Raw genomic sequence first — 26,785 nt, 5'->3', positions numbered from 1 at the left:
TGTATCTTGCATGTGCTCTTTCTTTTGGGGTTGAAAGATAGGAGAAGGACATGTTAGAATTGCTTAAAGCGCTTGATGCTTTCGTTTGGGGACCTCCCCTCTTAATCTTATTGGTCGGGACGGGTATTTATCTGACCATCCGACTAGGCCTTTTGCAGGTAGCTCGACTCCCTAAGGCTTTTCAGTTAATTTTCACCAAGGACAAGGGACATGGCGATGTGTCGAGCTTTGCTGCTCTCTGTACGGCTCTAGCAGCCACCGTTGGTACGGGAAATATCATCGGGGTCGCAACAGCCATTAAGGTTGGGGGACCAGGGGCCCTCTTTTGGATGTGGATGGCGGCTTTCTTTGGGATGGCGACCAAGTATGCCGAAGGCTTACTGGCCATCAAATACCGTACTAAGGATGCAAATGGAGCTGTAGCTGGAGGCCCCATGCATTACATCCTTTTGGGGATGGGAGAAAAGTGGCGACCACTTGCTATCTTCTTTGCCCTAGCTGGTGTATTAGTGGCGCTTCTAGGGATTGGTACCTTTACCCAGGTCAATTCGATTACAGAATCCATTCAAAATACAGCCCAAGTTGATCCAGCTATCACGGCTCTGATTTTATCCATTTTTGTAGGGATTGCCGTCTTTGGTGGCCTCAAATCCATTTCAAAGGTTTCGACAGCAGTCGTTCCTTTTATGGCTATTGTCTATATTTTAGGGACTCTTACAGTTATTCTCTTTAATATCGAGAAAATCCCAGCCACACTTGCCCTCATCTTTACTTCAGCCTTTAGTCCAGCTGCTGCCGTAGGTGGTTTTGCAGGTGCCAGCATTCGGATGGCTATCCAGAATGGTGTGGCGCGAGGAGTCTTCTCTAACGAATCTGGTCTTGGTTCAGCTCCGATTGCAGCGGCTGCAGCTAAGACTAATGAGCCTGTAGAGCAAGGCTTGATTTCCATGACAGGAACCTTTATTGATACTTTGATAATCTGTACTCTGACAGGTCTGACAATCTTGGTAACTGGTGTTTGGAGCGGAGATTTAAATGGTGTTGCCTTGACCCAGTCAGCCTTTTCAACAGTTTTTTCACACTTTGGACCTGCCCTCTTGACCATCTTCCTTGTACTCTTTGCCTTTACGACGATTTTAGGTTGGAACTATTATGGAGAGCGCTGTTTCGAGTTTCTCTTCGGTGTTCGTTTTATCTGGCTTTACCGTGTAGTCTTTGTAGTCATGGTCTTGTTGGGAGGATTTATCGAGTTGGATATGGTTTGGATCATTGCTGATATCGTCAATGCCTTGATGGCTTTGCCAAACTTGATAGCCCTCTTAGTTTTATCACCAGTTGTTATTGCTGAGACTAAGAAGTATTTTAAGAACTAATCCAATCACACTTTTAGTGTGATTTTTCATTTCATAAACATTTCCTATCATGGCAATTGAAAATATATATTATCCAAAGAAGAAATTCTATGATAGACTAAATGACAATAAAATGAAAAGAGGTTCCTTATGACAAGATTTACCATCCATACAGTAGAATCAGCTCCAGCAGAAGTAAAAGAAGTTCTGGAAACAGTACAAAAAGATAACAATGGCTATATTCCCAATCTGATTGGTCTCTTGGCCAATGCTCCTACCGCCCTAGAAGCCTATCGAACTGTCGGAGCCATCAACCGCCGCAATAGCCTAACCCCAGTTGAGAGGGAAGTGGTGCAAATCACGGCAGCCGTGACCAATGGATGTGCTTTCTGCGTCGCGGGTCACACCGCTTTTTCAATCAAACAAATCCAGATGAACGATGATCTTCTCCAAGCCCTTCGTAATCGCACTCCAATTGAGGCAGATCCTAAGCTAGATACTCTGGCCAAGTTTACCTTGGCAGTCATCAATACCAAGGGTCGTGTAGGCGATGAAGCGCTTAGTGAATTTTTAGAAGCTGGCTATACCCAGCAAAATGCCTTGGATGTGGTTCTCGGTGTCAGCCTAGCCAGTCTTTGCAACTATGCCAACAACCTAGCCAATACGCCAATTAACCCAGAATTGCAACCCTATGCCTAGTTGGAATCATGAAGAAAAAATGAAGGCTGAGTGCCCCAGTCTTCATTTTTCTATGCTATTTTAAGGGTTTTTATGCTATACTGATAATAATATGATTAACGGAGGTTGCCATGAAAAAACTCCCCTTGGTATTTTCTGGTTGTTTGTTAGGTTTGGCAGGTGCTGGAAATCTTATTTTAGATACGTTGCCGGTTCTGTCCCATCTGTTTAGTCTGACAGGTTTGATTTTGTGGATATACTTTCTAATTCTGCATTTGTTTAGTTGGAAGGAAACCAAGCGAGAATTTACCAAGCCTCCTCTTTTGTCAGGAATGGCTACTTTTCCTATGGCGGGGATGATTTTCTCGACTTATGTCTTGCGACTAGTTCCGTCTTTGCCAATCCTAGCCCAGCTTTTGTGGTGGTTTTCATTTCTCTTGGATCTTGCTTTGATTGCTTATTTTTCTCGTCGTTTTGTGGGAGTGGAGGAAAGAGCTAGTGCAACACCAAGCTGGACAGTCCTTTATGTGGGAATAGCAGTGGCAGCCTTGACCTATCCAGTCGTTGGTCTGATTCAGATTGCCTATCTAACGGTGACTTTCGGCTTTCTAGCTACTTGTTTTCTCTATCCGTTGATTTACAGTGATTTAAAGAAAAAACCATTGACTCCAGCCCTGCTAGGGCAAGAAGGAATCTACTGCGCTCCTTTTTCTTTGCTCTTAGCAGCTCTGGTGCGTATCGGTGGAGTTACTCTTCCGACCTGGGCCTTGTTACTGCTGATGCTTGTCTCTCAGTCTTTTTTCATCTTCGTTTTGACTCGCTTGCCTAACATTTTAAAACAAGGCTTTCAACCAGCTTTCTCAGCCTTAACCTTCCCAGCCATCATCACAGCTACATCGCTTAAAATGGCTCAGGGAATTTTGAAACTTCCATTTCTGGATTATCTGGTCTTGGCTGAAACCGTTATTTGCCTCACTATTTTATTCTTTGTCTTGGGTGCTTATCTGATTTGGTTACGAAAAAAGGTCTAGCTATTTTCTAGCTAGGCCTTATTTTTTATGGTTTGATAACTTCAGCTCCACCCATATATGGACGAAGTGCTTCTGGAATAGTTACAGAACCATCTTCATTTTGGTAGTTTTCAAGAATAGCAGCCACTGTACGTCCAACTGCAAGTCCAGAACCGTTCAAGGTGTGAAGGAGTTTCACCTTGCCATCGGCTTCATCACGGTAACGGATTTGGGCACGACGAGCTTGGAAATCTTCAGTATTTGAACAGCTTGAGATTTCACGGTAGGTATTTTGGGCTGGAATCCAAACTTCCAAATCGTAAGTTTTGGCAGCTGAGAAGCCCATATCTCCAGTAGAGAGCGCGACCACACGGTATGGAAGATTAAGCTTTTGAAGAATATTTTCAGCGTTGGCTGTCATTTTTTCTAATTCTTCATATGATTCTTCTGGTTTGGCAAATTTGACCATTTCAACCTTGTGGAATTGGTGCAAACGAATCAAGCCACGTGTATCACGACCAGCAGAACCAGCTTCAGAACGGAATGATGGGCTCATAGCAGTGAAGTAAATTGGTAGGTCTTTTCCATCAAGGATTTCATCACGGTAGTAGTTTGTAAGAGGCACTTCAGCAGTAGGAATGAGTACATAGTTGGTGTCACTCAATTCAAAGGTATCTTCCTTGAATTTTGGATATTGACCAGTACCAAACATTGAGTCATGGTTAACAATGTAAGGTGTGATAACTTCCGTATAGCCTTCTTTACCATGCTCATCCAACATGAAGTTGTAGATAGCACGTTCCAAACGAGCTCCAAGTCCTTTATAGAAGAGGAAGCGAGCTCCCGTCACTTTTCCACCACGTTCCCAGTCAAGAATACCAAGGTCTTCACCCAGAACCCAGTGAGCTTTTGGTTCGAAGTCAAACTCGCGTGGAGTTCCCCAACGGCGAACTTCAACGTTGTCATCCTCATCAGCTCCAACAGGAACGCTGTCAGCAGGAATGTTTGGAAGTGTAGTCGTAAATTCTGTCAATTTAGCATCGATTTCTGCCAATTCAGCATCGAGAGATTTTACTTCAGCAGAGAGAGCTTGCATAGCAGCAATCTTGTCATCAGCATTTTCCTTATTGCGCTTGGCTTGAGCAATCTCTGCAGAAACTGTGTTACGTTCTGCCTTGAGGTTTTCGACCTTGACCAAGATGTCACGGCGTTTAGCATCGATTTCTTTCATTTCATTCAAAACAGCAGCATCTACACCACGTGTAGCTAGTTTTTCAGCGACAGCATCAAAGTCTGTACGAATACGTTTGATATCTAACATAAAAACTCCTTTATGAAAAAAGCACACCTAACAAAGCGTTGGAGTGGCAGGGCCACGGTTCCATCCAACTTCACAGGTGTGCACTTGATTCTGTATTTAATTGTTGATAACGGTAGAATTTCACCTATCCCTCCTATCTGCTCGCAGCATCCGCAGACTTTCTGAAAGAAGAGGATAACCTACTTATCCGTTGCTATGATTATACTAAAGTTTCTACTTTTTTGCAAATAGATTTTTAAATTTTTGTCCAATGGTCTGGAGCAGAGTCGGAAGTTTCACAACCTTGTCATTTCCTAATTTTTCCCGAGCGATTTTGAGGATAGCCCCAGAGTCTTTTGAGGCAAAGAGGAATTTACCTTGATCGGTGAAGACTTCAAAGTGACGGCTGATTTTACGGCCATTTACGTTAGCTCCAATTTGCTGAATGCTGGACCAGGGGATCTGGATATATTGTTCGACATTGACATCAGGATAAAACTCTAAGGCTTGATCCCCAACTAGAAATTTTCCAACTTTTCCAGAGATAGAGAGGTAAGATGTCCCAGTGGTTTGGAGGTCAATGACTTTATTGAGTGATTGAGCCATGATTAGTCTTCCTTACTTTCACCGAAAAAGGCATGATAGAGCGCCTTAATAGCGGCCTTCTCTTGCTCTTTATTGACAACAAACATGATGGAAACTTCACTTGACCCTTGGGACATCATCTGGATGTTGATTTTATTCTCAGACAAAGCACGTGTGGCAGTAGCAGTTACCCCGATATGACTCTTCATCTTTTCCCCGACAATCATAATAATTGAAAGATCATGTTCGATTTCAGCATGGTCCACTTCAGCCTTTTGAACGAGCTGACGCAGAATTTCTTCTTCCTTGATAGGAGTCAATTCGCGGGAACGGAGGATGATTGAAAGATCATCGATACCTGTTGGCATGTGTTCCCAACCGATGTTAAGATCTTCAAGGATTTGCAGAACCTTGCGACCAAATCCAACTTCACGGTTCATGAGGTATTTCGACATGTTGATGCTGACAAAGCCAGAATCACCAGCGATTCCAACGACGGGGAATTTATCACTGCTATGCTTTAGAACGATACGAGTACCTGGATGGTCAGGGTTGTTGGTATTCTTGATAACGAGAGGGATTTTCCCCCGGTAGGCAGGGAGCAGAGCTTCATCGTGAAGGACTGAGAAACCTGCATAAGCCAATTCCCGCATTTCACGGTAGGTCAATTCAGGGATAGAATGAGGCTGGTGAATGATACCTGGATGGGCAGCAAAGATACCATCGACATCTGTAAAGTTTTCATAAAGGTCGGCTTTGACACCTGCAGCTATGATAGAACCTGTGATATCGGATCCACCACGTGAGAAGGTACAGATTTGATTTTCTTTCGTAACTCCAAAGAAACCAGGGATGACAAGGACTTCGTTGCTATCAGCCAAGCCTTCAATCTTGTCATAACTAGATGGAATGATACGTGCGTTTCCTGGTTCACTTGTGACAACGATTCCAGCCTCTCTTGGATGAACATAGCGTGCATCGATGCCGTTTTGGTTAAAGTAAGCTGCGATAAGTTTGGCATTGTTGTTTTCTCCAGCCGCTAGGAAGGTGTCATAGAGAAAGTCATTTTCTTCAATAGGAAGAGTCGCTAAGGCACGGATGCTTTTAGAAATTTTTTCTAGAACTGATGGTTTTAAGCCTAGTTCGCTCACCATAGCCGCATAGCGATCGATGATCCAGTTTTGGCTCTTGCTGATATCATTTCCCGCTACATAGTCACGATAGTATTTGATCAAAGCGTCGGTAACCTTGGTATCATCAGCATTGCGTTTTCCGGGTGCAGAAACGACTACAAAACGGCGTTCTTTATCACTTTTAACGATGTTTAAAACTTTTTCTAACTGACTAGCAGAGGCAAGAGAGCTTCCGCCAAATTTTACAACCTTCATAGGGACTCCTCAAGTAAGTATTTTATACGATTATAGCAGAAAGAGGGGCTTTTTTCAATGAAGAAAATAGTATAGTCTTTAGGATAAAGTGAGCGTTTTGATCAGCCGAGACACTTTCGATTGGTTTTCTCTTGCCTCTTTATCTAAAAAAAGGTATACTTTGACAATGAAATAATTTTATCACCTTATAAAAGGAGAAGCTATGAATCATATCTTATATCAGATCGTAGATGATCTTGCTATCATCACTTTGAATCGTCCCGAAGTGGCAAACGGTTTCCATATCCCAATGTGTGAGGAAATTTTAGAAGCTTTGACTCTAGCAGAGCAGGATCAAACTGTTCAGTTTATCTTGATTAACGCTAATGGGAAGGTCTTTTCAGTTGGGGGAGATCTGGTTGAGATGAAGCGTGCAGTGGATGAAGATGATATCCCTTCTTTGAATAAGATTGCAGAATTGGTCAATACAATTTCTTTTAAAATCAAGCAAATTCCTAAACCTGTTTTGATGGAGGTAGATGGAGCAGTTGCTGGTGCTGCAGCAAATATGGCAGTAGCAGTCGATTTTTGTTTGGCGACTGATAAGGCAAAATTCATCCAAGCCTTTGTTGGAGTTGGATTGGCGCCGGACGCTGGTGGAATTCATCTCTTGAGTCGTAGTATCGGGGTAACACGAGCTGCGCAACTTGCCATGACAGGAGAAGCTTTGACTGCGGAAAAAGCACTGGAATGGGGCGTGGTATACCGTGTCTGCGAAGCTGATAAATTAGAAAAAACTAGAGAACAAGTTCTGAAGAAATTAAGACGAGGCTCAGCAAACTCATACGCAGCCATTAAAAAGTTGGTTTGGGAAAGCCAATTTAAGGATTGGCAGAATTATGCTGAATTGGAATTGAAACTGCAAGAATCTTTGTCTTTGACTGAAGATTTTAAAGAAGGGGTTCGAGCTCATTCTGAAAGAAGACGACCAAAATTTTCAGGAAAATAAAAAAATACTTGCACAATTCTTTGAAGTTTGATATACTTTTTGTGTCAAATGTTTTGAATGCAAAAGTTTTTTTGAGAAGGAGGGAATACTTTGGACTACCAACAAGTGAATGAGTATTTAACATCTATTTTTAATAATGTCCTTGTGATTGAGGAGGTTAGCTTACGAGGTAGTCGTTTCAAAGACATCTCCATCAAAGAAATGCACACGATTGATGTGATTGGCAAGTTCCCAGAGGCAACACCAAGTAAGGTTTCAAAAGAACTGATGGTAACTCTTGGAACTGTTACGACCAGCTTGAATAATCTCGAAAGAAAAGGTTATGTTGAGCGCATTCGTTCTGATCAGGATCGTCGTGTGGTCTATCTGCATTTGACAAAGAAAGGTCGTTTGGTTCACCGCCTTCATAAACGTTTCCACAAGGCCATGGTCGAGAAAATTATCGATGGTATGAGTTCTGAAGAAATAGAAGTGATGGGCAGGGGCTTGACTAACCTTTATCAATTTTTGGAGGATTTGAAATAATGGCTTTTGCAAAAATAAGCCAGGTTGCTCATTATGTTCCAGAGCAAGTGGTCACTAATCAGGACTTGGCTCAAATTATGGATACAAGCGATGAGTGGATTTCAAGTCGGACAGGAATTAAACAGAGACATATCTCAAAAACAGAGTCTACAAGTGACTTGGCGACAGAAGTTGCTAAGAGTTTGCTGGCTAAAGGGAGCTTAACAGCGGATCAGATTGATTTTATCATTGTAGCGACGATTACTCCTGATTCGATGATGCCTTCTACGGCAGCTCGAGTTCAGGCAAATATCGGAGCGCACAGAGCTTTCGCCTTTGATCTGACAGCAGCTTGCAGTGGCTTTGTATTCGCTCTCTCAACTGCTGAAAAATTTTTAAGCTCTGGACAGTTCAAAAAAGGGATTGTTATCGGAGCTGAGACCTTGTCTAAGGCTGTTGACTGGTCGGATCGTTCGACAGCTGTTCTCTTTGGAGATGGTGCTGGTGGCGTTCTCTTGGAAGCGAGCGATACACGGCACTTCCTTGTGGAAAGTCTCTATACGGATGGTTCTCGGAGCGAGTGTTTGACCTATGGTCAAACGGCTTTGGCTTCGCCTTTCTCAGATCAAGAAGCAGTTCCTGCTTTTCTGAAGATGGATGGACGAGCAGTTTTTGATTTTGCAAATCGTGATGTTGCTAGATCGATCAAAGAAACCATTGAAAATGGTCCAATCGCAGCATCGGACTTGGATTATCTCTTGCTTCATCAGGCAAATATCCGCATTTTGGATAAGATGGCTAAGAAAATCGGTGTGGACCGAGACAAGCTTCCTGCCAATATGATGGAGTATGGAAATACCAGTGCAGCAAGTATCCCGATTTTGCTCTCAGAGTGTGTGGAGAATGGTAATATTCGTTTAGATGGTAGCCAGACGATTCTCCTATCAGGCTTCGGTGGAGGTTTGACATGGGGCACACTCATTCTTACAATCTAGGTAATCATGTGGTAAACACATAGTTATAAATTTTTTATATTTTAAAGGAGTCCTATCATGGCAGTATTTGAAAAAGTACAAGAAATTATCGTTGAAGAACTTGGAAAAGACGCATCAGAAGTAACACTTGAATCTACTTTTGATGATTTGGATGCAGATTCATTGGACTTGTTCCAAGTAATCTCTGAAATCGAAGATGCTTTCGATATCCAAATCGAAGCAGAAGATAACTTGAAAACAGTTGGTGACTTGGTTGCCTACGTTGAAGAGCAAACAAAATAATTAACATATTACTAGAAGGAGTAGGGGAGACCCGCTCCCTCTTGTTTAGGTAATAGTTTGAGACTCAAATGATAAACTCATCGAACTATTACGTAAGCAAGGAATGATGGAGGCACTATGAAAACACGTATTACAGAATTATTGAACATTGATTATCCTATTTTTCAAGGAGGCATGGCCTGGGTTGCGGATGGTGACTTGGCTGGTGCGGTATCAAAAGCTGGTGGTCTAGGGATCATCGGTGGTGGAAATGCACCTAAAGAGGTCGTAAAGGCTAATATCGATAAAATCAAATCACTTACGGATAAACCTTTTGGTGTTAACATTATGCTCCTGTCTCCATTTGTAGAAGACATCGTTGATCTCGTGATCGAAGAAGGGGTCAAGGTGGTTACAACTGGTGCAGGAAATCCAAGTAAATACATGACTCGTTTCCATGATGCAGGCATTACAGTTATTCCTGTTGTTCCTAGTGTTGCTTTGGCAAAACGCATGGAAAAAATTGGTGCAGATGCGGTTATTGCAGAGGGAATGGAAGCTGGTGGACATATTGGGAAACTAACAACGATGACCTTGGTTCGTCAGGTTGCTACAGCTGTTTCGATTCCAGTTATCGCAGCTGGAGGAATTGCGGACGGTGAAGGTGTCGCTGCAGGCTTTATGCTTGGTGCTGAGGCCGTTCAAGTCGGTACGCGTTTCGTAGTAGCTAAGGAATCTAACGCCCATCCAAAATACAAGGAAAAAATCTTAAAAGCGCGTGATATCGATACGACTATTTCAGCTCAACACTTTGGACATGCTGTTCGTGCCATTAAAAATCAGTTGACACGTGACTTTGAGCAGGCTGAAAAAGATGCCTTTAAACAAGAAAATCCAGATTTAGAAATCTTTGAACAAATGGGAGCTGGTGCTCTTGCTAAAGCCGTTGTTCATGGAGATGTAGAAGGTGGGTCTGTCATGGCAGGTCAGATCGCTGGTTTGGTTTCTAAAGAGGAAACTGTAGAAGAAATCCTAAAAGATCTATATTATGGCGCAGCCAAGAAAATTCAAGAAGAAGCCTCTCGTTGGGCAGGAGTTGTAAGAAATGACTAAAACAGCCTTTCTATTTGCAGGTCAAGGTGCTCAGTATCTAGGAATGGGGCGTGATCTCTATGATCGCTACCCTATCGTCAAGGAAACAATTGACCAAGCCAGTCAGGTTTTGGGTTATGACCTTCGTGACTTGATTGATAAGGAAGAAACCAAGTTAAACCAGACTCGCTATACGCAACCAGCTATTTTAGCGACTTCGGTTGCTATTTACCGACTATTGAAAGAAAAGGGCTATCAGCCAGATATGGTAGCAGGTTTATCCCTTGGTGAATATTCTGCTTTAGTAGCTAGCGGAGCCTTGGACTTTGAAGAGGGAGTTGCCCTGGTTGCCAAACGTGGAGCTTATATGGAAGAGGCGGCGCCAGCTGGTTCTGGTAAAATGGTAGCCGTTCTTAATACTCCAGTTGAAGTGATTGAGGAAGCTTGTGAAACAGCCTCTAAAGTTGGAGTAGTGACTCCAGCTAACTACAACACCCCAAGCCAAATCGTTATCGGTGGTGAGGTGGCTGCGGTTGACCGCGCAGTTGAACTCTTGCAGGAAGCAGGAGCAAAACGATTGATTCCTTTAAATGTATCTGGTCCTTTCCATACAGCACTTTTAGAGCCAGCCAGTCAGCAACTAGCTGAAGCTCTTGATGGAGTGAGTTTCTCTGATTTCACTTGCCCACTAGTCGGCAATACGGAAGCTGCTGTTATGGAAAAAGATCGAATCCAAGAGCTTTTGACGCGTCAGGTCAAAGAACCTGTTCGTTTTTATGAAAGTATTGCTGTGATGCAGGATGCTGGTGTGATCAATTTTATTGAAATTGGTCCAGGGAAAGTCCTGTCAGGATTTGTCAAAAAGATTGATAAAACAGCTAAGCTAGCCAACGTTGAAGATCAAGCAAGCTTGGATGCTTTGTTAGGAAACTAATGATCCCTTCTCCCACAAAATACAACAGGAAACAGGAGAAATAGAATGCAACTTACAAACAAAAATGTCTTTGTAACAGGTTCAAGTCGTGGTATCGGAGTTGCCATTGCTCACAAATTTGCCCAACTAGGCGCTAATGTAATTTTGAATAGCCGAGGAGCAATCTCAGAAGAATTGCTGGCTGAGTTTTCAAACTACGGTGTCAAAGTAGTACCGATATCAGGTGATGTTTCAGACTTTGCAGATGCCAAGCGTATGGTAGATCAAGCGATTGCAGAACTCGGTTCTGTTGATGTTTTGGTCAACAATGCTGGGATCACTCAAGATACGCTTATGCTCAAGATGACCGAAGAAGACTTTGAAAAAGTGATTAAGATCAACTTGACAGGTGCCTTCAACATGACGCAAGCAGTCTTGAAACAGATGATCAAGGCACGCGAAGGTGCGATTATCAACATGTCTAGTGTGGTCGGTTTGATGGGAAATATCGGACAAGCCAACTATGCAGCTTCTAAAGCAGGTTTGATTGGTTTTACCAAGTCAGTAGCACGTGAAGTTGCCAATCGCAATGTACGCGTAAATGCTCTTGCACCAGGAATGATCGAGTCAGATATGACTGCTGTTTTATCTGATAAGGTCAAGGAAGCGACATTGGCCCAAATCCCAATGAAGCATTTTGGTCAAGCAGAACATATCGCAGATGCCACAGTGTTCCTGGCTGGACAGGATTATTTGACTGGACAAGTTCTCGCTGTTGATGGCGGACTTAGCATGTAAAAATAAGGAAAGATATAGGTAAGACAGATGAAACTAAATCGAGTTGTAGTAACAGGTTACGGATTGACCTCTCCTATCGGAAATACTCCAGAAGAATTTTGGAACAGTTTGCAAACTGGGAAGATTGGAATTGGAGAAATCACTAAGTTTGACCATAGCGAATTTGCTGTGCATAATGCGGCAGAAGTTCAAGATTTCCCATTTGATAAATACTTTGTCAAAAAAGATACCAACCGTTTTGACAACTATTCTTTGTATGCCTTGTATGCGGCTCAAGAAGCGGTGACAAATGCAAATCTTGATGTAGAAGCAATCGATAAAGATCGCTTCGGTGTCATCGTAGCTTCTGGTATTGGGGGAATTAAAGAAATCGAAGATCAGGTTATTCGTCTTCATGAAAAAGGTCCAAAACGCGTTAAACCAATGACACTTCCAAAAGCCTTGCCAAATATGGCTTCAGGAAATGTTGCCATGCGTTTCGGAGCAAACGGTATCTGTAAATCAATCAATACAGCCTGTGCCTCATCAAACGATGCCATTGGGGATGCTTTCCGTTCTATCAAGTTTGGTTTCCAAGATGTCATGTTAGTTGGAGGATCAGAAGCATCTATCACTCCATTTGCCATTGCTGGTTTCCAAGCTCTGACAGCTCTTTCTACGACAGAAGATCCTACCCGTGCTTCTATTCCATTTGACAAAGATCGTAATGGTTTTGTGATGGGAGAAGGATCTGGTATGTTGGTTCTTGAGAGTCTGGAACATGCTGAAAAACGTGGTGCAACTATCTTGGCTGAAGTAGTTGGTTATGGTAATACCTGTGATGCTTACCATATGACTTCACCTCATCCAGAAGGTCAAGGTGCGATCAAGGCGATTAAACTTGCTTTGGAAGAAGCAGAAATTTCTCCAGAGCAAGTGGCTTATGTCAACGCCCACGGAACTTCAACTCCTGCTAATGAAAAAGGAGAAAGTGGTGCGATCGTAGCTATCCTTGGTAAAGAAGTCCCTGTATCTTCAACCAAGTCCTTTACAGGACACTTGCTTGGGGCTGCAGGGGCAGTAGAAGCAATTGCTACCATCGAAGCTATGCGTCATAACTTCGTGCCAAAAACAGCTGGAACAAGTGAGTTATCAGATTATATCGAAGCGAATGTCGTTTATGGACAAGGCTTGGAGCAAGAAATCCCTTATGCTATTTCAAACACTTTTGGTTTTGGTGGACACAATGCGGTTCTTGCTTTCAAACGTTGGGAGAATAAATAATTATGAATTTAAATGAGATCAAGGACTTGATGGCTCAATTTGATCAATCAAGTTTGAGAGAATTTTCTTATAAAAATGGAACGGACGAATTGCAGTTTAGTAAGAATGAAGCAAGAATGGCTTCTGAAGCACCAGCTCAAGTTGCTCCAGTGCCAACTGCAGTAGCTGCAAGTCCAGTAGTTTCTACCCCTTCAACTCCAGTAGAGAGTGCAGTGGAAGAAGCTCCAGTACCAGCTGAAACGACGGTTGCTCTGGAGGGTGATGTTGTTGAGAGCCCACTTGTAGGGGTGGCTTACTTGGCTGCTGGACCAGATAAACCTGCCTTCGTTACAGTTGGAGACAGTGTTAAAAAAGGCCAGACTTTGGTGATCATCGAAGCCATGAAGGTCATGAATGAGATTCCTGCACCTAAGGATGGTGTGGTGACAGAAATTCTCGTTTCAAATGAAGAAATGGTTGAGTTCGGTAAAGGATTGGTACGTATCAAATGATCGATATTCAAGGAATCAAAGAAGCTCTACCCCATCGCTACCCCATGCTCCTAGTGGACCGTATCTTGGAAGTGAGCGAGGATACCATTGTTGCCATTAAAAATGTGACCATCAACGAACCTTTCTTCAATGGTCATTTTCCTCGATACCCAGTCATGCCAGGTGTTCTTATCATGGAGGCCTTGGCTCAGACTGCTGGTGTCTTGGAATTGTCCAAACCTGAAAATAAAGGGAAACTGGTCTTCTACGCTGGCATGGACAAGGTTAAGTTCAAGAAGCAAGTTGTACCAGGTGATCAATTAGTCATGACGGCTACTTTTGTCAAACGTCGTGGTACAATCGCCGTGGTTGAAGCAAAGGCTGAAGTGGATGGTAAGCTCGCAGCGAGTGGTACTCTTACCTTTGCAATTGGAAACTAAGGAGGTTCTCCATGTTTCGTAAAATTTTGATTGCCAACCGTGGTGAGATTGCGGTTCGCATTATTCGGGCTGCGCGTGAATTGGGCATTGCGACCGTAGCAGTCTATTCAACTGCTGATAAGGAAGCTCTTCACACACTCCTAGCGGATGAAGCTATCTGTATCGGACCTGGTAAGGCGACAGAGTCTTATCTCAATATCAACGCTATTTTATCGGCTGCAGTCTTGACAGAGGCAGAAGCTATCCACCCAGGTTTTGGTTTTCTTAGCGAAAACTCCAAGTTTGCCACGATGTGTGATGAAGTAGGGATTAAGTTTATCGGTCCTTCTGGAGCTGTAATGGATACCATGGGAGATAAGATCAATGCGCGTGAGCAAATGATCAAGGCTGGGGTTCCAGTTATCCCAGGATCTGATGGTGAAGTTCACACAGCTGAAGAGGCACTTGCAGTTGCAGAAAAGATTGGCTATCCAGTCATGCTTAAGGCATCGGCAGGTGGTGGTGGAAAAGGGATTCGTAAGGTTGAAAAGGCAGAAGACTTGGTCGCAGCCTTTGAGACAGCATCCAGTGAAGCCAAGGCCAATTTTGGGAATGGCGCTATGTATCTTGAGCGTGTGATTTATCCAGCTCGTCATATCGAAGTTCAGATTCTTGCAGATCAAGAGGGTCATGTTGTCCATCTTGGTGAACGGGATTGTTCACTCCAACGGAATAACCAAAAAATCTTAGAAGAAAGCCCATCCATTGCGATTGGCAAAACCCTTCGTCATGAAATTGGTGCTGCAGCCGTTCGTGCAGCAGAGTCTGTTGGCTATGAAAATGCAGGAACAATTGAATTTCTTCTCGATGAAGCGAGTGGCAATTTCTACTTCATGGAAATGAATACTCGTGTGCAAGTTGAACACCCAGTCACAGAGTTTGTTTCAGGTGTTGATATCGTGAAGGAGCAGATTCGCATTGCAGCCGGGCAACCTTTACCTTTCAAACAAGAAGATATCGTCCTACGAGGCCATGCTATCGAGTGCAGGATCAATGCGGAAAATCCAGCATTTAACTTTGCTCCAAGCCCAGGTAAAATTACCAATCTCTATCTACCAAGTGGTGGAGTTGGCTTGCGTGTGGACTCGGCAGTCTATCCAGGCTATACCATTCCTCCTTACTATGATAGTATGATTGCTAAAATCATTGTTCATGGGGAGAATCGTTTTGACGCTCTTATGAAGATGCAACGGGCACTTTATGAACTTGATATTGAAGGAGTGCAAACCAATGCAGACTTCCAGTTGGATCTGATTTCAGACCGCCGAGTTATCGCTGGTGACTACGATACTTCCTTCTTGATGGAAACTTTCTTGCCAAAATACCAAGAAAAAGAATAGACTTTCAAACAGTATGAGAACTAAAAGGGGGAGTTATGGCTCTATTTAGTAAAAAGGATAAGTATATTCGGATCAATCCTAACCGTTCCGTAAGGCAGAAACCACAAGCCAAGCCTGAGGTTCCGGATGAACTCTTCTCCCAGTGTCCTGGTTGTAAACACACCATTTACCAAAAGGATCTTGGGAGCGAACGAATTTGTCCCCATTGTAGCTATACTTTCCGTATTTCAGCTCAGGAACGCTTGGATTTGACGATTGATTCTGACAGCTTTGTGGAGATGTTTACAGGTATTGAAACTCAAGATCCATTAAACTTTCCTGGCTACCAGAAAAAACTTGCTACTATGCGTGAAAAGACAGGACTGGATGAAGCTGTCCTGACTGGTACAGCTAGCATCAAGGGAGAAAAAGTTGCCCTTGGGATCATGGATTCTAACTTTATCATGGCTTCTATGGGAACCGTTGTGGGTGAAAAAATCACGCGCTTGTTTGAGTATGCAACGGTAGAAAACTTGCCAGTCGTACTCTTCACAGCTTCTGGTGGAGCCCGCATGCAAGAAGGAATCATGAGCTTGATGCAGATGGCTAAGATTTCTGCGGCAGTTCAACGTCATTCCAAGGCAGGACTTTTTTACCTAACTATTTTGACGGATCCGACAACAGGCGGAGTGACAGCTTCTTTTGCTATGGAAGGTGACATTATCCTAGCAGAGCCCCAGAGTTTAGTTGGTTTTGCTGGGCGTCGTGTTATCGAAAATACAGTTCGTGAGACCTTGCCGGATGATTTCCAAAAGGCAGAATTTTTGCTTGAACATGGATTTGTTGATGCAATTGTCAAACGTAGAGAACTACCAGAAACAATTGCTAAATTAGTGAGATTGCATGGAGGAAGTCGCGGATGAATATTGCAAAAATAGTCAGAGAGGCACGCGAGCAAAGTCGCTTGACAGCCCTTGATTTTGCCAATGGAATCTTCGATGAATTTATCGAATTGCATGGAGATCGCTCTTTCCGAGACGATGGTGCGGTCATTGGTGGAATTGGCTGGTTAGGTGACCAAGCAGTCACAGTCGTCGGTATCCAAAAGGGGAAGAGTCTTCATGATAACCTCAAACGGAATTTCGGACAACCCCATCCAGAAGGCTATCGCAAGGCTCTTCGTTTGATGAAACAGGCAGAAAAGTTTGGCCGTCCAGTTGTGACCTTTATCAATACGGCGGGTGCTTACCCTGGTGTAGGAGCCGAGGAACGTGGACAAGGTGAAGCAATTGCCCGAAACCTGATGGAAATGAGTGACCTCAAGGTTCCAATCATCGCGATTATTATCGGTGAAGGCGGGTCTGGAGGTGCATTAGCACTAGCTGTTGCTGATCGTGTCTGGATGCTGGAAAATTCGATCTATGCCGTACTCAGTCCAGAAGGCTTTGCCTCTATCCTTTGGAAGGATGGAAGCCGTGCCATGGAGGCGGCAGAGTTGATGAAAATCACTTCACACGAACTCCTAGAAATGGGAATCGTGGACAAGGTAATCTCAGAAGCAGGGCTTTCCAGTAAGGAACTGCAAGCTCGTGTTAAAAATGAATTGCGTGCAGAGCTTGACCGCTTGCAAGGCTTAGCCTTGGAACAGCTCCTCGAAGAACGTTACCAACGGTTTAGAAAATACTAAAAAGAAAGCTAGAACTGAGTAAAGGTTCTAGCATTTTTTCTAGAGAACATACATTTCAGGACGAAAAATTGATAGTTGAGGAGATGGACTATAAAATAGACAAAAAAGATGTATACTGTAGATGCAAGCCTACAACAATCTATTTTAAGGAGGTACTTGCAACGACAGGTACAGATACATTTACAGTTCTTTCATCTGAAGAGTTAGACCAAGTTTCAGGTGGTCGAATGATTTGGTTAGTTGATGATAGACATTGGGATTCGCCATATGCATATAGTTTAGCGACAGAATGGAGTACAATACTGACTCATGCGACTAGACGTGCTTATGGTATTGGCTATTAATAAATTAAAGGGATAAGTATGAAAAAACTAGGGCACTTGGGAGTCTATACATCACTGGTATTTCTATCGGTTTATCTACCAGAGTTATGGATTATGCATCTAACTAAGATATTGGGATGGGGGATAGATGGCTATTCTATCATTTCACTTGTTTGGGAACTAGTTCTTGTAGTCTTATTTGTCTTTTGGTTAAAAAAGAAAGAGATGCTCTTTATCTTTGAAAAAAAGGCTTGGACTTGGTCAACGATTTTTCCCCTTGTAGTCAGTCTAGTAGCTTGTTATTTTGTTCGTCAATTGGTGGATGCTTTTCAGATACAGTATCACTATTTAGTTGATAACAAGTATATTTTTCAAAAGCTACTTTCTATCCTTTATTCAAATGGACAACCAACTTTTCTATCAACCGTTCTCGGTTTTATTTTAACAGTAGTCGTCGCACCTATATCAGAGGAACTAATTGATAGAGGGTATTTTATGAATACCTTCTTTCCCCAGTCCAAGTATTATTTGGATGTTATCCTATCTGCTCTTATCTTTGGACTTAGTCATTTGATCCTAACTCACCGAGATCCTATCAGTTTGATTAGTTATAGTTTAGGCGGTCTCTTCTATGCCCTTGTCTACCGTTGGACAAAGAACTTAAAAATCACCATCCTCTGTCATAGTTTTTTCAACTTTCTCATTTATGCAAAACCCATCTGGATTTTTGTTTATAATTATGTCTATTACCACTTTTTTAGATAGTGGGGGCAAAGAAAAAAGTGTTTGATAGTTGTCAAACACTTTTTCTATTTACTGTTCTTCTGTTACAAACTGGCTGAGCAGTCCATTGATAAAACGGGCAGACTTTTGATCTGAGAAGTTCTTTGCAAGCTCGATAGCTTCATTAACAGCAACTAGCTGAGGGGTGTCAAATGAAGTGATTTCAAAGACTCCCAAGCGAAGGAGGTTTCTCTCCACGAGCGTTAAACGTTCAATGGTCCAACCTGCTTTTAAATGCTGTGTGATTTGCTTGTCTAGTTCTTCCTTTTTAGCCTGAACACCAGAAACTAGCTCTGTCAAAAAGGCTGGAAGTTGCACATCCGTATCTTCACGATCGTGTGTGTAGGCGAAACGACAAGCAGTTTCGACATCTGTACCGAACTCAAGGCTCATGAGAGCTTGAAAAGCGCATTTACGGAGCTCACGTCTAGATTCTAATAGTGGACTAGTCATTGAGGAAATCCTCATCAAACAAGTCTTTCAAGTCTGGTTTTGGTGTTTTATCTGGAACGATACCTGCAACGTGGATATTGATAGCAGCGAGTTCTACATCAGCCATATTACGGACTGCATCTTTGACAGCTTTTTGGATAGCAACAGCTACCTTAGGAACTTTTACTCCGTACTCAAGGTAGAGGTAGATATCAGCTGTGAGTTCTTCGTCCACGTTTTTAAGATAGACACCGCGGCCGAGCGAAAGTTTTGAAAGGGTGTCAGATACTGATTTGTTTGAAAAAGAGTGTACGCCCTCTACCTTTGCAGTAGCAACAGCAATGATTTTTTCAAGTACACGTGGGGCGATAACGATTTCGCCAAGTTGTTCTTCAATTCCCATAGAATGACCTCTTTCTAGAGATTAGGCACGAGAAACGTAAGTTCCTTCTGCAGTGTTGATAACGAGTTTTTGTCCTGCTTCGATGAAGTCTGGAACGTTTACGACAAGTCCAGTTTCCATCGTTGCTGGTTTACCAGAACCTGTAACAGTAGCGCCTTTGATAGATGGTTGAGTTTCAGCAACTGTCAATTCAACAGTAGTAGGAACGGTGACACCAATCACTTCAGTTCCGTAGAATTGGATTTTTACATCAGAGTTTTCAAGGATGTAAAGCAATTCGTTTTCAACATTGACTACAGGGATTTCGTACTGGTCGTAAGTTTCTGTATTCATGAAGTATGCTGTGTCATCCATTTTGTACAAGTATTGAGCTGGGACAGTCTCGATGATGGCTTGTTCAAATTTTTCCTCTGGACGGTAGCTTGTGTCAAATGTAGAACCAGTACGGACATCACGCAATTTCATACGCATGATCGTGTTCCCTTTACCTGGTTTGTGGTGGCTAGCTTCCAAAACGCGGATCAATTTTCCGTCAGCTGTTTCAAAGGTCATACCAGCTTTTAATTTACTTGCTTCAATCATGTTTTTACCTCTTTAATAAATATTATTACTCCTCATTTTACCATAAAATACTCTGGAAATAAAGCCAAAATAGTTATTGGGAGTTGGTAGAGAAGAAAAAACCAACCTTAGGGCTGGTTTTGTTTTGTCTAGTTTTCTTTCAACTTCGCCAATTCCTGGGCAAGTAGTTTAAGAGCAACTTGTGGGTTGGCTTGGCCTTTGGTTGCCTTCATAAGGAATCCTGTGAAGGCCTTGTCTGCGTTTCGTTTGCCTGATTTGAAGTCGGCAACAGCGGCTTCGTTATCAGCAAAGACTTGGTGGATAATTGGAATCAAGATAGCTGGATCTGAGATTTGGACCAAGCCTGCTTTTTCCACGTAGTCACGCGCGCCACCGCCATTTTTAGCCAGGTGGACAAAGACTTTCTTGGTCATAGCTGAGGTCTTCAAGCAAGATACTGGTTGCTTCAATCTCGTAGAGGCCTGTCCAAACCTTGTTGATCTTTTGTTTAGCGAGTTCGTTGAAGGGTTTTTGATTGGAATTGAGACTATTGAAAAGGTTGATTTCATAACTCGAATAATTATTAAATTATTTGATAACCTTTAAAAATCATCTAAGATTTACTAGCATTTAGCTTCTTTATGGAATGGTGTTCGATGAGCCATCCCACAATCCATCCTATTGCTAGCAAGTAATTTTCAAAAGCACCGATAGCATTTACAGGAGAGCGATACTCCATATAATTGAGTAAGTGATTTGTTCCTATTCCAATTCCGCCAATAATGAGAGCAAGAAGTGCGATTCGTAGATAGAACCAATCGTATTTAATATTGACAGCGAGAATAATAATCAATACAGCTAAATTCCATATTCCAATTTCTCGTTGCCAACCAGCAGATATTCCGTACCCGGAGTGGCTTCCCATGTACGATGGAAAGAAAATTTGTAGTATAGAAGCGCCTAACATAGCGATGATGACTAAGACAAATAGCAATCGTAAAAATTTGTTCATTTATTCTCCTTGTCTCATTCTCGTCTTAAAAGTAGAAAAAAGTGTATAAAGAGTAAATTACTCACTTTCTTTCAACTTCGTCAATTCCTGTGCAAGGAGTTTAAGGGCAACTTGTGGGTTGGCTTGGCCTTTAGTTGCCTTCATAAGGAATCCTGTGAAGGCCTTGTCTGCGTTGCGTTTGCCTGACTTGAAGTCGGCAACGGCTGCTTCATTATCCGCAAAGACTTGGTGGATGATTGGGATCAAGACATCTGGATCTGAGATTTGCACCAAGCCTGCTTTTTCCACGTATTCACGCGCGCCACCGCCATTTTTAGCCAGGTGGACAAAGACTTTCTTGGCAATCTTAGAAGAGATCGTGCCGTCTTCGATGATGGCAATCATTTCTACCAAGTTTTCTGGTATTAATTCGATTTGTTCCAGTGTTTTACCTTCGGCGTTCAAGAACTGAGCGACTTCACCTTGGAGCCAGTTAGAAACTTGTTTGGCATCGCCACCGAGGGCAACAGCTTTTTCAAAGAAGTCCGAAGTGACTTTGTTTGCCGTCAACTGGCTAGCATCGTAGTCTGACAAGCCAAGGTCAGATACGTAGCGCGCACGGCGTTCTTTTGGAAACTCTGGCAATTCTGTGCGCATTTCCTCAATCCACTCATCTGAGATTTCAAAGAGTGGTAGGTCTGGTTCTGGGAAGTAGCGGTAGTCAGCAGCACCTTCTTTGACACGCATGAGGATAGTTGCTTTGTTAGCTTCATCGTAACGGCGTGTTTCTTGGCGGATTTGACCACCTGAGCGAAGGATTTCAGCTTGTCGTTGGACTTCGTATTCAAGCCCCTTACGGACGTTAGAGAAGGAGTTGAGGTTTTTCAACTCAGTCTTGGTACCGAATTTCTCTTGACCATAAGGGCGAAGCGAAATGTTGGCATCCACACGCATGGAACCTTCTTCCATCTTAACGTCTGAAATGCCAGCGTACTGGATGACTTCCTTGAGGGCAGTCAGATAAGCATAGGCTTCTTCTGGCGAACGCATGTCGGCTTCAGAAACAATCTCAATCAATGGCACCCCTTGGCGATTGAGGTCAACATAAGAGTAGCCATCTGTACCGTGGGTGTTTTTACCAGCATCTTCTTCCAAGTGAGCGCGCTCGATACCGATTTTCTTGGTCGTACCGTCTTCTAGCTCCACTTCAATCCAGCCGTTGTAGCCGATTGGCTCATCAAACTGAGAAATTTGGTAGGCTTTTGGATTATCAGGGTAGAAGTAGTTCTTGCGGTCGAAGTGCATCTTTTTGTGGATGTCCATGTTGAGGGCAAGAGCGGCCTTGATACCAGCATCGACAACCCCTTTATTGAGAACCGGAAGTACTCCTGGGAAAGACCAGTCAATCACGTTGGTGTTGGCATTTTGGTCATTTCCAAAGTGAGCAGAAGTTGGTGAGAAGATTTTTGAATTGGTGTTGAGCTCTACGTGGACTTCAAGTCCAATGACTGTTTCAAAGTTCATTAGTTGTCACCTCCAAAAATCACGGGTTGTTGTTTGTGGTAGTCTGTTGTTGCTTCAAAGGCAGCAGCAGCTTGGTAAATGGTTTCCTCAGAGTACTTAGGACCGATCAATTGGAGACCGACTGGTAGACCTTGAGCAAATCCAGCAGGAATTGAAATTCCTGGGAGACCTGCTAAGTTGACTGGGATGGTCAAAAGGTCAGCCAAGTACATGGCAACGGGGTCGTGGTTGAGTGAGTCCAAATCATAGGCAACGCTTGGAGCAGTTGGTCCCAAAATCAAGTCGTAATCCGCAAAGACTTTTTCGAAATCTTGGATGATGAGGGTACGGACCTGACCAGCTTTCTTATAGTAGGCATCATAGTAACCTGATGAAAGGCTGAAAGTTCCTAGCATGATACGGCGTTTTACTTCTTCACCGAAACCTTGGCTACGGCTGTTTACATAGATTTCATCAAGATTCGTCGCATCCTCTGCGCGGTAGCCGTAACGGATACCGTCAAAGCGTTGCAAGTTTGAGGATGCTTCTGATGAAGCGATGATGTAGTAAACGGCAACACCGTATTTAGAGTGAGGAAGGCTGACTTCTTCAACGATGGCACCAAGCTTTTCAAAGTGTTTGGCTGCATTCAGAATGGTTTCCTTAACCTCTGGGTCAATCCCTTCACCAAGGTATTCCTTAGGCAAAGCAATTTTCATTCCCTTGATGTCTTGGCCGATTTTTGAAGTAAAGTCAGCGATGCGGACAGGAGCAGAAGTAGAGTCTTTAGCATCTTCGCTGGCAATCGCATTAAGCAAGAGGGCATTTTCTTTAACAGTTGGCGCAAAAGGTCCAATCTGGTCTAATGAGCTACCGAAGGCAATGAGACCGAAACGAGAAACCGTTCCGTAGGTTGGTTTGAGACCAACAATCCCGTTGAAGGCAGCAGGTTGGCGGATGGAACCACCCGTATCAGAACCAAGTGACAAGCGGACTTGCCCTGAAGCTACAGCTGCAGCAGAACCGCTTGATGAACCACCAGGAACCTTGCTGTGGTCCCAAGCATTTTTTGTTGCGCCGTAGTAGGAAGTCTCACCAGAACCACCCATGGCAAATTCGTCCATGTTGGTTTTCCCAACAACGATCATACCCTTAGCTTTGGCATTGGCAACGGCTGTCGCATCAAAGATTGGCTCGTAGTTGTAGAGCATTTTTGAGGCTGCAGTTGTGAGGATGCCGTCAGTAGAAATATTATCCTTAACAGCCAGTGGAATTCCTGAAAGGACATTATCCGCGTCAATTCCAGCTTCATCAACGGCTTTAGCTTGAGCAAGGGCTTGTTCTTCAGCGATAGTGACAAAAGCATTGATAGCTTTCTCGCGAGACTTGATATCTTCAAGCGTGGCTTGTGTCAATTCAGTAGCTGAAATCTCCTTAGATACAAGGAGGTTGTGCAAGTCTTCAATCGTTTTGTTATTAAAAGTCATTAGGCATCTCCTCCATCATCTAGGATAGCTGGTACCTTAATATAGTAGTTTTCTTTTTCAGGTACGTTTTTAAACAAGCGGTCACGGTCTGTTCCTTCTTCGGCCACATCAGGGCGGAGTACGGTCTTGCGGTCAGCCATGGTCGTAGTAGGTGCGACACCAGTTGTGTCGACTTCGCCCAGCAATTCAACCATGTCAACAATTTTAGACAAGGTTGTCGCAAAGGCAGCAGTTTCTTCTTCAGAGAATTTTAATTTTGAAAGATTGGCAACGTGTGTTACCTCTTCTTGCGTAATTTTCATCTTGCATCCTTTCGTGAAATGATGATTTTTAGTCTGTTCTATTTTACCATATTTTCCGATAAATAAGGGAGCCGAACTGAAAAGAAATAGAAATTGAAAAATCGCTTTTAATTCGCTATAATAGTTAAACTAAAAGAAAAATTGAGTGAGACTAGAGATTAATGTAGGAAGAATTCCTCGAAAGATGAGTTAGGATAGAAAATATGCTACATAATTTTTTTACAAGATTTCAAACCGTTCCTCCTCCCATTCCTCCTTTTTGGTACGGAATCATGATGCTTCTCTTAGTGCTTTGTATTTATGGAGCACTTGCTTATCACAAAAATCTAAAATTTGTCTACTTGTTTAAGGGGATTCAGATCCTCCAGTTACTAGCCCTATATAGCTGGTATGTTGGTTTTGAGATTCCATTTTCAAACAGTCTCCCTTTTTATCATTGCCGTTTAGCCATGTTTGCGGTAGTTTTCTTACCAGATAAATGGCGGAGCAAGCAATATTTTGCCCTCTTAGGAGCAAGTGGAGCGGTATTTGCCTTGGTTTACCCCGTTTTTGACCCCTATGATTTCCCCCATATCACTAGTTTTTCATTTTTGATTGGACACTATGCCCTTTTGGTGAATTCCTTGGTTTACTTGATGAATCACTATGACAAGAACTTACTTAAGAAGTGTATGATCGTAGTCTATACTTTCGTTCTCAATCTCTTTCTAGTTGGGGTTAATCAGGTGACTGGTGGAAATTATGGCCTCTTAAGGGATACACCATTTATCTCGAATGCTCCTCTATGGCTAAAGTACCTCCTTGTGTCGGTTATTCTTTCTCTAGCTTTGCTTCTCTTTGATATCTTGTTCAAAAAACGGTGGGAAAAGAGAAATCAGGTGAAATCTGTGCTCTAGCTTACCTTTTTCATCGGATGAGCAATTGAAAAACTCCCCAAAATCCGATATAATGGAGAGTTGAAAGGAATGGTAAAATCCAATGTAAAAATCATTCTTAGCTACTGAAACAACTAAAATAGAAAATCAAAGAAAGAGAACTTATGACTATTCAAGAAGAAATCAAGAAACGCCGTACCTTTGCCATTATTTCCCACCCGGACGCCGGGAAAACAACCATCACTGAGCAGTTGCTCTACTTCGGGGGCGAGATTCGTGAGGCTGGTACTGTAAAAGGTAAGAAAACAGGAAATTTTGCCAAGTCTGACTGGATGGATATCGAGAAACAACGTGGGATTTCGGTAACCTCATCTGTTATGCAGTTTGACTACGACGGCAAACGTGTCAATATCCTAGACACACCAGGGCACGAGGACTTTTCAGAAGATACCTATCGTACCTTGATGGCGGTAGATGCTGCGGTCATGGTCGTGGACTCTGCCAAGGGTATTGAGGCCCAAACCAAGAAATTGTTTGAGGTTGTGAAGCACCGTGGCATTCCAGTCTTTACCTTTATGAACAAGCTGGACCGTGACGGTCGTGAGCCACTGGACCTCTTGCAAGAACTAGAAGAAGTCCTTGGTATTGCGAGTTATCCAATGAACTGGCCAATCGGGATGGGGAAAGCCTTCGAAGGCTTGTATGACCTCTATAACCAACGTTTAGAACTTTATAAAGGGGATGAACGTTTTGCCAGTTTGGAAGAAGGTGACAAACTCTTTGGAAGTAACCCATTTTATGAGCAAGTAAAAGAGGATATTGAACTCCTGAATGAAGCAGGAAATGAGTTTTCAGAAGAAGCCATTCTCGCAGGTGATTTGACTCCGATCTTCTTCGGATCAGCTCTGACTAACTTTGGGGTACAGACCTTCCTTGAAACTTTTTTGAAATTTGCTCCAGAGCCACATGGACACAAGAAAACAGATGGCGAAATTGTCGATCCTTACGACAAGGATTTCTCAGGGTTTGTCTTTAAAATCCAAGCTAACATGGATCCTCGTCACCGTGACCGTATCGCCTTTGTCCGCATCGTATCAGGTGAATTTGAGCGTGGAATGAGTGTCAATCTGCCTCGTACTGGTAAGGGAGCTAAACTGTCGAATGTCACTCAATTTATGGCGGAAAGTCGTGAGAATGTGACCAATGCCGTGGCAGGTGATATTATCGGGGTTTATGATACAGGTACTTATCAAGTTGGGGATACGCTAACTGTTGGGAAAAACAAGTTTGAATTTGAACCATTGCCAACCTTTACTCCTGAGATTTTCATGAAAGTTTCTGCCAAGAACGTCATGAAACAAAAATCCTTCCACAAGGGGATTGAGCAGTTGGTACAAGAGGGAGCCATCCAGCTTTATAAGAATTACCAAACAGGCGAGTACATGCTGGGCGCTGTCGGCCAACTTCAGTTTGAAGTCTTCAAGCACCGCATGGAAGGCGAATACAACGCTGAAGTTGTCATGACTCCGATGGGTAAAAAGACCGTTCGTTGGATCAAGCCTGAGGACTTGGATGAACGGATGTCATCAAGCCGCAATATCTTGGCCAAGGACCGTTTTGACCAACCAGTATTCCTTTTTGAAAACGACTTTGCCCTTCGCTGGTTTGCGGATAAATATCCAGATGTAGAGTTGGAAGAGAAGATGTGAATCGTTACAAATGACTAGCAACATAAAGTTGCTGTCATTTGACGGTAACCGCTATGGCGGTCTACCTAAACGCTTCACTAGGAAAAATCCACGAATAGTATCGATTCGTGGATTTTTCCGTCGTAACTACGTTTTACAAATGAAATCGATTTGTAAAACTCAGTGTCGTAATCTAACAATCGATAACCGCTTCACTAGGCAAAGCCCATTAATGGTATCTATTCATGGGCTTTACCGTCGTAATGATGGGGAAGCCAAATAGCAACCAGTCTTACTAACTACATTTGGCAAATAGAGTAGATTTGCCAAACTCCGTGTCGTGGCTCAATACTGA

30 protein-coding genes and 2 pseudogenes are annotated in these 26,785 nt (G+C 43.0%); 20 read left to right on the top strand and 12 right to left on the bottom strand.

All coding sequences use genetic code 11. The annotated features are described in order from the left end of the window. The first annotated feature begins 50 nt into the window (after positions 1 to 50). From B7705_RS01100 to B7705_RS01090, 3 genes are all read left to right on the top strand, one after another. On the top strand, positions 51 to 1,373 hold the full coding sequence (locus tag B7705_RS01100; RefSeq protein ID WP_084946999.1) for an alanine/glycine:cation symporter family protein: 1,323 nt from the start codon (positions 51 to 53) through the stop codon (positions 1,371 to 1,373). A gap of 129 nt (positions 1,374 to 1,502) precedes the next feature. Beyond that, the gene (locus tag B7705_RS01095) at positions 1,503 to 2,051 is read left to right on the top strand and encodes a carboxymuconolactone decarboxylase family protein (protein ID WP_084946995.1); all 549 of its coding nucleotides are present in this window, start codon (positions 1,503 to 1,505) and stop codon (positions 2,049 to 2,051) included. Between the two features lie 110 nt (positions 2,052 to 2,161). Next, positions 2,162 to 3,061: a TDT family transporter gene (locus B7705_RS01090; protein ID WP_084946993.1), complete on the top strand. Its 900-nt coding sequence runs from the start codon at positions 2,162 to 2,164 to the stop codon at positions 3,059 to 3,061. A 25-nt stretch (positions 3,062 to 3,086) separates the two neighbouring features. Here the strand turns inward: B7705_RS01090 and serS are convergent, their stop codons facing one another. The 3 genes from serS to B7705_RS01075 all read right to left on the bottom strand — a co-directional run bounded on the left by serS (position 3,087) and on the right by B7705_RS01075 (position 6,313). Continuing rightward, positions 3,087 to 4,361 carry a serine--tRNA ligase gene (gene serS / locus B7705_RS01085; protein ID WP_084946991.1) on the bottom strand — a complete coding sequence of 425 codons (1,275 nt, stop codon included), beginning with the start codon at positions 4,359 to 4,361 and terminating at the stop codon, positions 3,087 to 3,089. 213 nt (positions 4,362 to 4,574) lie between these two features. Next, positions 4,575 to 4,946, bottom strand: coding sequence for a DUF956 family protein (locus tag B7705_RS01080; RefSeq protein WP_000079368.1), 372 nt, complete (start codon positions 4,944 to 4,946; stop codon positions 4,575 to 4,577). 2 nt (positions 4,947 to 4,948) lie between these two features. Further along, positions 4,949 to 6,313, bottom strand: coding sequence for an aspartate kinase (locus B7705_RS01075; RefSeq protein WP_000869646.1), 1,365 nt, complete (start codon positions 6,311 to 6,313; stop codon positions 4,949 to 4,951). Between the two features lie 202 nt (positions 6,314 to 6,515). Between B7705_RS01075 and B7705_RS01070 the strand changes: the two genes are divergently transcribed. The 15 genes from B7705_RS01070 to B7705_RS01000 all read left to right on the top strand — a co-directional run bounded on the left by B7705_RS01070 (position 6,516) and on the right by B7705_RS01000 (position 18,170). Further along, the gene (locus tag B7705_RS01070; RefSeq protein WP_001015593.1) at positions 6,516 to 7,301 is read left to right on the top strand and encodes an enoyl-CoA hydratase; all 786 of its coding nucleotides are present in this window, start codon (positions 6,516 to 6,518) and stop codon (positions 7,299 to 7,301) included. 90 nt (positions 7,302 to 7,391) lie between these two features. Continuing rightward, positions 7,392 to 7,826, top strand: coding sequence for a fatty acid biosynthesis transcriptional regulator FabT (fabT, locus tag B7705_RS01065; protein ID WP_000386342.1), 435 nt, complete (start codon positions 7,392 to 7,394; stop codon positions 7,824 to 7,826). Further along, positions 7,826 to 8,800 (top strand): beta-ketoacyl-ACP synthase III, encoded by a 975-nt coding sequence (locus B7705_RS01060; RefSeq protein ID WP_084946987.1) that lies wholly within the window; start codon positions 7,826 to 7,828, stop codon positions 8,798 to 8,800. Before fabT ends, B7705_RS01060 begins: the two co-directional genes overlap by 1 nt. Before the next feature lie 57 nt (positions 8,801 to 8,857). Further along, positions 8,858 to 9,082 (top strand): acyl carrier protein, encoded by a 225-nt coding sequence (locus tag B7705_RS01055; protein WP_000257840.1) that lies wholly within the window; start codon positions 8,858 to 8,860, stop codon positions 9,080 to 9,082. Between the two features lie 117 nt (positions 9,083 to 9,199). After that, positions 9,200 to 10,174, top strand: a complete 975-nt coding sequence (fabK, locus tag B7705_RS01050) for an enoyl-[acyl-carrier-protein] reductase FabK (protein ID WP_084946986.1) — start codon at positions 9,200 to 9,202, stop codon at positions 10,172 to 10,174. Continuing rightward, complete coding sequence (gene fabD, locus B7705_RS01045) at positions 10,167 to 11,087, top strand: ACP S-malonyltransferase (protein WP_084946983.1); 921 nt, start codon at positions 10,167 to 10,169, stop codon at positions 11,085 to 11,087. The genes fabK and fabD overlap by 8 nt, the downstream gene beginning before the upstream one ends. A 45-nt stretch (positions 11,088 to 11,132) precedes the next feature. Beyond that, positions 11,133 to 11,864 (top strand): 3-oxoacyl-[acyl-carrier-protein] reductase, encoded by a 732-nt coding sequence (fabG, locus tag B7705_RS01040; RefSeq protein WP_084946981.1) that lies wholly within the window; start codon positions 11,133 to 11,135, stop codon positions 11,862 to 11,864. Positions 11,865 to 11,891: 27 nt separating this feature from the next. After that, a complete protein-coding gene (gene fabF / locus B7705_RS01035; RefSeq protein ID WP_084946978.1) occupies positions 11,892 to 13,127 on the top strand; it encodes a beta-ketoacyl-ACP synthase II in 1,236 nt (411 codons plus the stop codon). A 2-nt stretch (positions 13,128 to 13,129) separates the two neighbouring features. Then, positions 13,130 to 13,618, top strand: a complete 489-nt coding sequence (gene accB, locus B7705_RS01030) for an acetyl-CoA carboxylase biotin carboxyl carrier protein (RefSeq protein ID WP_084946976.1) — start codon at positions 13,130 to 13,132, stop codon at positions 13,616 to 13,618. After that, complete coding sequence (fabZ, locus tag B7705_RS01025; protein ID WP_084946973.1) at positions 13,615 to 14,037, top strand: 3-hydroxyacyl-ACP dehydratase FabZ; 423 nt, start codon at positions 13,615 to 13,617, stop codon at positions 14,035 to 14,037. The genes accB and fabZ overlap by 4 nt, the downstream gene beginning before the upstream one ends. 11 nt (positions 14,038 to 14,048) lie before the next feature. Next, complete coding sequence (gene accC / locus B7705_RS01020; protein ID WP_084925310.1) at positions 14,049 to 15,416, top strand: acetyl-CoA carboxylase biotin carboxylase subunit; 1,368 nt, start codon at positions 14,049 to 14,051, stop codon at positions 15,414 to 15,416. A gap of 35 nt (positions 15,417 to 15,451) precedes the next feature. Then, entirely contained in the window at positions 15,452 to 16,318 is an 867-nt protein-coding gene (gene accD / locus B7705_RS01015; protein WP_084946972.1) for an acetyl-CoA carboxylase, carboxyltransferase subunit beta, read from the top strand. Beyond that, positions 16,315 to 17,082, top strand: coding sequence for an acetyl-CoA carboxylase carboxyl transferase subunit alpha (locus B7705_RS01010; RefSeq protein WP_084946969.1), 768 nt, complete (start codon positions 16,315 to 16,317; stop codon positions 17,080 to 17,082). Before accD ends, B7705_RS01010 begins: the two co-directional genes overlap by 4 nt. Before the next feature lie 83 nt (positions 17,083 to 17,165). Next, positions 17,166 to 17,426, top strand: coding sequence for a hypothetical protein (locus B7705_RS01005; protein WP_239822329.1), 261 nt, complete (start codon positions 17,166 to 17,168; stop codon positions 17,424 to 17,426). 18 nt (positions 17,427 to 17,444) lie between these two features. After that, positions 17,445 to 18,170, top strand: a complete 726-nt coding sequence (locus B7705_RS01000; protein ID WP_084946967.1) for a CPBP family intramembrane glutamic endopeptidase — start codon at positions 17,445 to 17,447, stop codon at positions 18,168 to 18,170. 48 nt (positions 18,171 to 18,218) lie between these two features. Here the strand turns inward: B7705_RS01000 and nusB are convergent, their stop codons facing one another. The 9 genes and pseudogenes from nusB to gatC all read right to left on the bottom strand — a co-directional run bounded on the left by nusB (position 18,219) and on the right by gatC (position 23,867). Continuing rightward, positions 18,219 to 18,641 carry a transcription antitermination factor NusB gene (nusB, locus tag B7705_RS00995; RefSeq protein ID WP_000203645.1) on the bottom strand — a complete coding sequence of 141 codons (423 nt, stop codon included), beginning with the start codon at positions 18,639 to 18,641 and terminating at the stop codon, positions 18,219 to 18,221. Further along, entirely contained in the window at positions 18,634 to 19,023 is a 390-nt protein-coding gene (locus B7705_RS00990) for an Asp23/Gls24 family envelope stress response protein (RefSeq protein ID WP_000510598.1), read from the bottom strand. Before B7705_RS00990 ends, nusB begins: the two co-directional genes overlap by 8 nt. A 21-nt stretch (positions 19,024 to 19,044) precedes the next feature. Further along, positions 19,045 to 19,605 (bottom strand): elongation factor P, encoded by a 561-nt coding sequence (gene efp / locus B7705_RS00985; RefSeq protein ID WP_000568640.1) that lies wholly within the window; start codon positions 19,603 to 19,605, stop codon positions 19,045 to 19,047. A gap of 128 nt (positions 19,606 to 19,733) precedes the next feature. After that, positions 19,734 to 20,027, bottom strand: a pseudogene (locus tag B7705_RS00980) (glutamyl-tRNA amidotransferase); the annotation flags it as partial. Further along, a pseudogene (locus B7705_RS10115) lies at positions 20,002 to 20,133 on the bottom strand (SPFH domain-containing protein); the annotation flags it as partial. The pseudogenes B7705_RS00980 and B7705_RS10115, both read right to left, overlap by 26 nt. A gap of 64 nt (positions 20,134 to 20,197) precedes the next feature. Next, a complete protein-coding gene (locus B7705_RS00975; protein WP_084946964.1) occupies positions 20,198 to 20,596 on the bottom strand; it encodes a hypothetical protein in 399 nt (132 codons plus the stop codon). Positions 20,597 to 20,653: 57 nt separating this feature from the next. Next, a complete protein-coding gene (gatB, locus tag B7705_RS00970) occupies positions 20,654 to 22,099 on the bottom strand; it encodes an Asp-tRNA(Asn)/Glu-tRNA(Gln) amidotransferase subunit GatB (RefSeq protein WP_084946961.1) in 1,446 nt (481 codons plus the stop codon). Then, entirely contained in the window at positions 22,099 to 23,565 is a 1,467-nt protein-coding gene (gene gatA / locus B7705_RS00965) for an Asp-tRNA(Asn)/Glu-tRNA(Gln) amidotransferase subunit GatA (protein ID WP_038804080.1), read from the bottom strand. The genes gatB and gatA overlap by 1 nt, the downstream gene beginning before the upstream one ends. Then, a complete protein-coding gene (gene gatC / locus B7705_RS00960) occupies positions 23,565 to 23,867 on the bottom strand; it encodes an Asp-tRNA(Asn)/Glu-tRNA(Gln) amidotransferase subunit GatC (RefSeq protein WP_000705412.1) in 303 nt (100 codons plus the stop codon). The genes gatA and gatC overlap by 1 nt, the downstream gene beginning before the upstream one ends. A gap of 203 nt (positions 23,868 to 24,070) precedes the next feature. Between gatC and B7705_RS00955 the strand changes: the two genes are divergently transcribed. Then, positions 24,071 to 24,763 carry a YwaF family protein gene (locus B7705_RS00955; RefSeq protein WP_084946958.1) on the top strand — a complete coding sequence of 231 codons (693 nt, stop codon included), beginning with the start codon at positions 24,071 to 24,073 and terminating at the stop codon, positions 24,761 to 24,763. Between the two features lie 143 nt (positions 24,764 to 24,906). Then, on the top strand, positions 24,907 to 26,451 hold the full coding sequence (locus B7705_RS00950; RefSeq protein WP_084946956.1) for a peptide chain release factor 3: 1,545 nt from the start codon (positions 24,907 to 24,909) through the stop codon (positions 26,449 to 26,451). Positions 26,452 to 26,785: the final 334 nt, after the last annotated feature.

The organism is Streptococcus oralis subsp. dentisani (genome assembly GCF_002096685.1).
GTDB lineage: Bacteria > Bacillota > Bacilli > Lactobacillales > Streptococcaceae > Streptococcus > Streptococcus oralis_AD.
This window is presented reverse-complemented; position numbering and strand designations above follow the sequence as displayed.

Coding starts and splice junctions, on each gene's coding strand:
- gatA (WP_038804080.1), bottom strand. CDS start 23,565: ATGACTTTTAATAACAAAACGATTGAAGACTTGCACAACCTCCTTGTA.
- fabZ (WP_084946973.1), top strand. CDS start 13,615: ATGATCGATATTCAAGGAATCAAAGAAGCTCTACCCCATCGCTACCCC.
- B7705_RS01080 (WP_000079368.1), bottom strand. CDS start 4,946: ATGGCTCAATCACTCAATAAAGTCATTGACCTCCAAACCACTGGGACA.
- accD (WP_084946972.1), top strand. CDS start 15,452: ATGGCTCTATTTAGTAAAAAGGATAAGTATATTCGGATCAATCCTAAC.
- B7705_RS01100 (WP_084946999.1), top strand. CDS start 51: ATGTTAGAATTGCTTAAAGCGCTTGATGCTTTCGTTTGGGGACCTCCC.
- gatC (WP_000705412.1), bottom strand. CDS start 23,867: ATGAAAATTACGCAAGAAGAGGTAACACACGTTGCCAATCTTTCAAAA.
- accB (WP_084946976.1), top strand. CDS start 13,130: ATGAATTTAAATGAGATCAAGGACTTGATGGCTCAATTTGATCAATCA.
- B7705_RS01005 (WP_239822329.1), top strand. CDS start 17,166: ATGGACTATAAAATAGACAAAAAAGATGTATACTGTAGATGCAAGCCT.
- serS (WP_084946991.1), bottom strand. CDS start 4,361: ATGTTAGATATCAAACGTATTCGTACAGACTTTGATGCTGTCGCTGAA.
- B7705_RS01060 (WP_084946987.1), top strand. CDS start 7,826: ATGGCTTTTGCAAAAATAAGCCAGGTTGCTCATTATGTTCCAGAGCAA.
- gatB (WP_084946961.1), bottom strand. CDS start 22,099: ATGAACTTTGAAACAGTCATTGGACTTGAAGTCCACGTAGAGCTCAAC.
- B7705_RS01090 (WP_084946993.1), top strand. CDS start 2,162: ATGAAAAAACTCCCCTTGGTATTTTCTGGTTGTTTGTTAGGTTTGGCA.
- B7705_RS01075 (WP_000869646.1), bottom strand. CDS start 6,313: ATGAAGGTTGTAAAATTTGGCGGAAGCTCTCTTGCCTCTGCTAGTCAG.
- B7705_RS00975 (WP_084946964.1), bottom strand. CDS start 20,596: ATGAACAAATTTTTACGATTGCTATTTGTCTTAGTCATCATCGCTATG.
- B7705_RS00950 (WP_084946956.1), top strand. CDS start 24,907: ATGACTATTCAAGAAGAAATCAAGAAACGCCGTACCTTTGCCATTATT.
- B7705_RS00955 (WP_084946958.1), top strand. CDS start 24,071: ATGCTACATAATTTTTTTACAAGATTTCAAACCGTTCCTCCTCCCATT.
- B7705_RS01000 (WP_084946967.1), top strand. CDS start 17,445: ATGAAAAAACTAGGGCACTTGGGAGTCTATACATCACTGGTATTTCTA.
- B7705_RS01010 (WP_084946969.1), top strand. CDS start 16,315: ATGAATATTGCAAAAATAGTCAGAGAGGCACGCGAGCAAAGTCGCTTG.
- fabK (WP_084946986.1), top strand. CDS start 9,200: ATGAAAACACGTATTACAGAATTATTGAACATTGATTATCCTATTTTT.
- fabG (WP_084946981.1), top strand. CDS start 11,133: ATGCAACTTACAAACAAAAATGTCTTTGTAACAGGTTCAAGTCGTGGT.
- B7705_RS01095 (WP_084946995.1), top strand. CDS start 1,503: ATGACAAGATTTACCATCCATACAGTAGAATCAGCTCCAGCAGAAGTA.
- B7705_RS00990 (WP_000510598.1), bottom strand. CDS start 19,023: ATGGGAATTGAAGAACAACTTGGCGAAATCGTTATCGCCCCACGTGTA.
- accC (WP_084925310.1), top strand. CDS start 14,049: ATGTTTCGTAAAATTTTGATTGCCAACCGTGGTGAGATTGCGGTTCGC.
- B7705_RS01070 (WP_001015593.1), top strand. CDS start 6,516: ATGAATCATATCTTATATCAGATCGTAGATGATCTTGCTATCATCACT.
- nusB (WP_000203645.1), bottom strand. CDS start 18,641: ATGACTAGTCCACTATTAGAATCTAGACGTGAGCTCCGTAAATGCGCT.
- efp (WP_000568640.1), bottom strand. CDS start 19,605: ATGATTGAAGCAAGTAAATTAAAAGCTGGTATGACCTTTGAAACAGCT.
- B7705_RS01055 (WP_000257840.1), top strand. CDS start 8,858: ATGGCAGTATTTGAAAAAGTACAAGAAATTATCGTTGAAGAACTTGGA.
- fabD (WP_084946983.1), top strand. CDS start 10,167: ATGACTAAAACAGCCTTTCTATTTGCAGGTCAAGGTGCTCAGTATCTA.
- fabF (WP_084946978.1), top strand. CDS start 11,892: ATGAAACTAAATCGAGTTGTAGTAACAGGTTACGGATTGACCTCTCCT.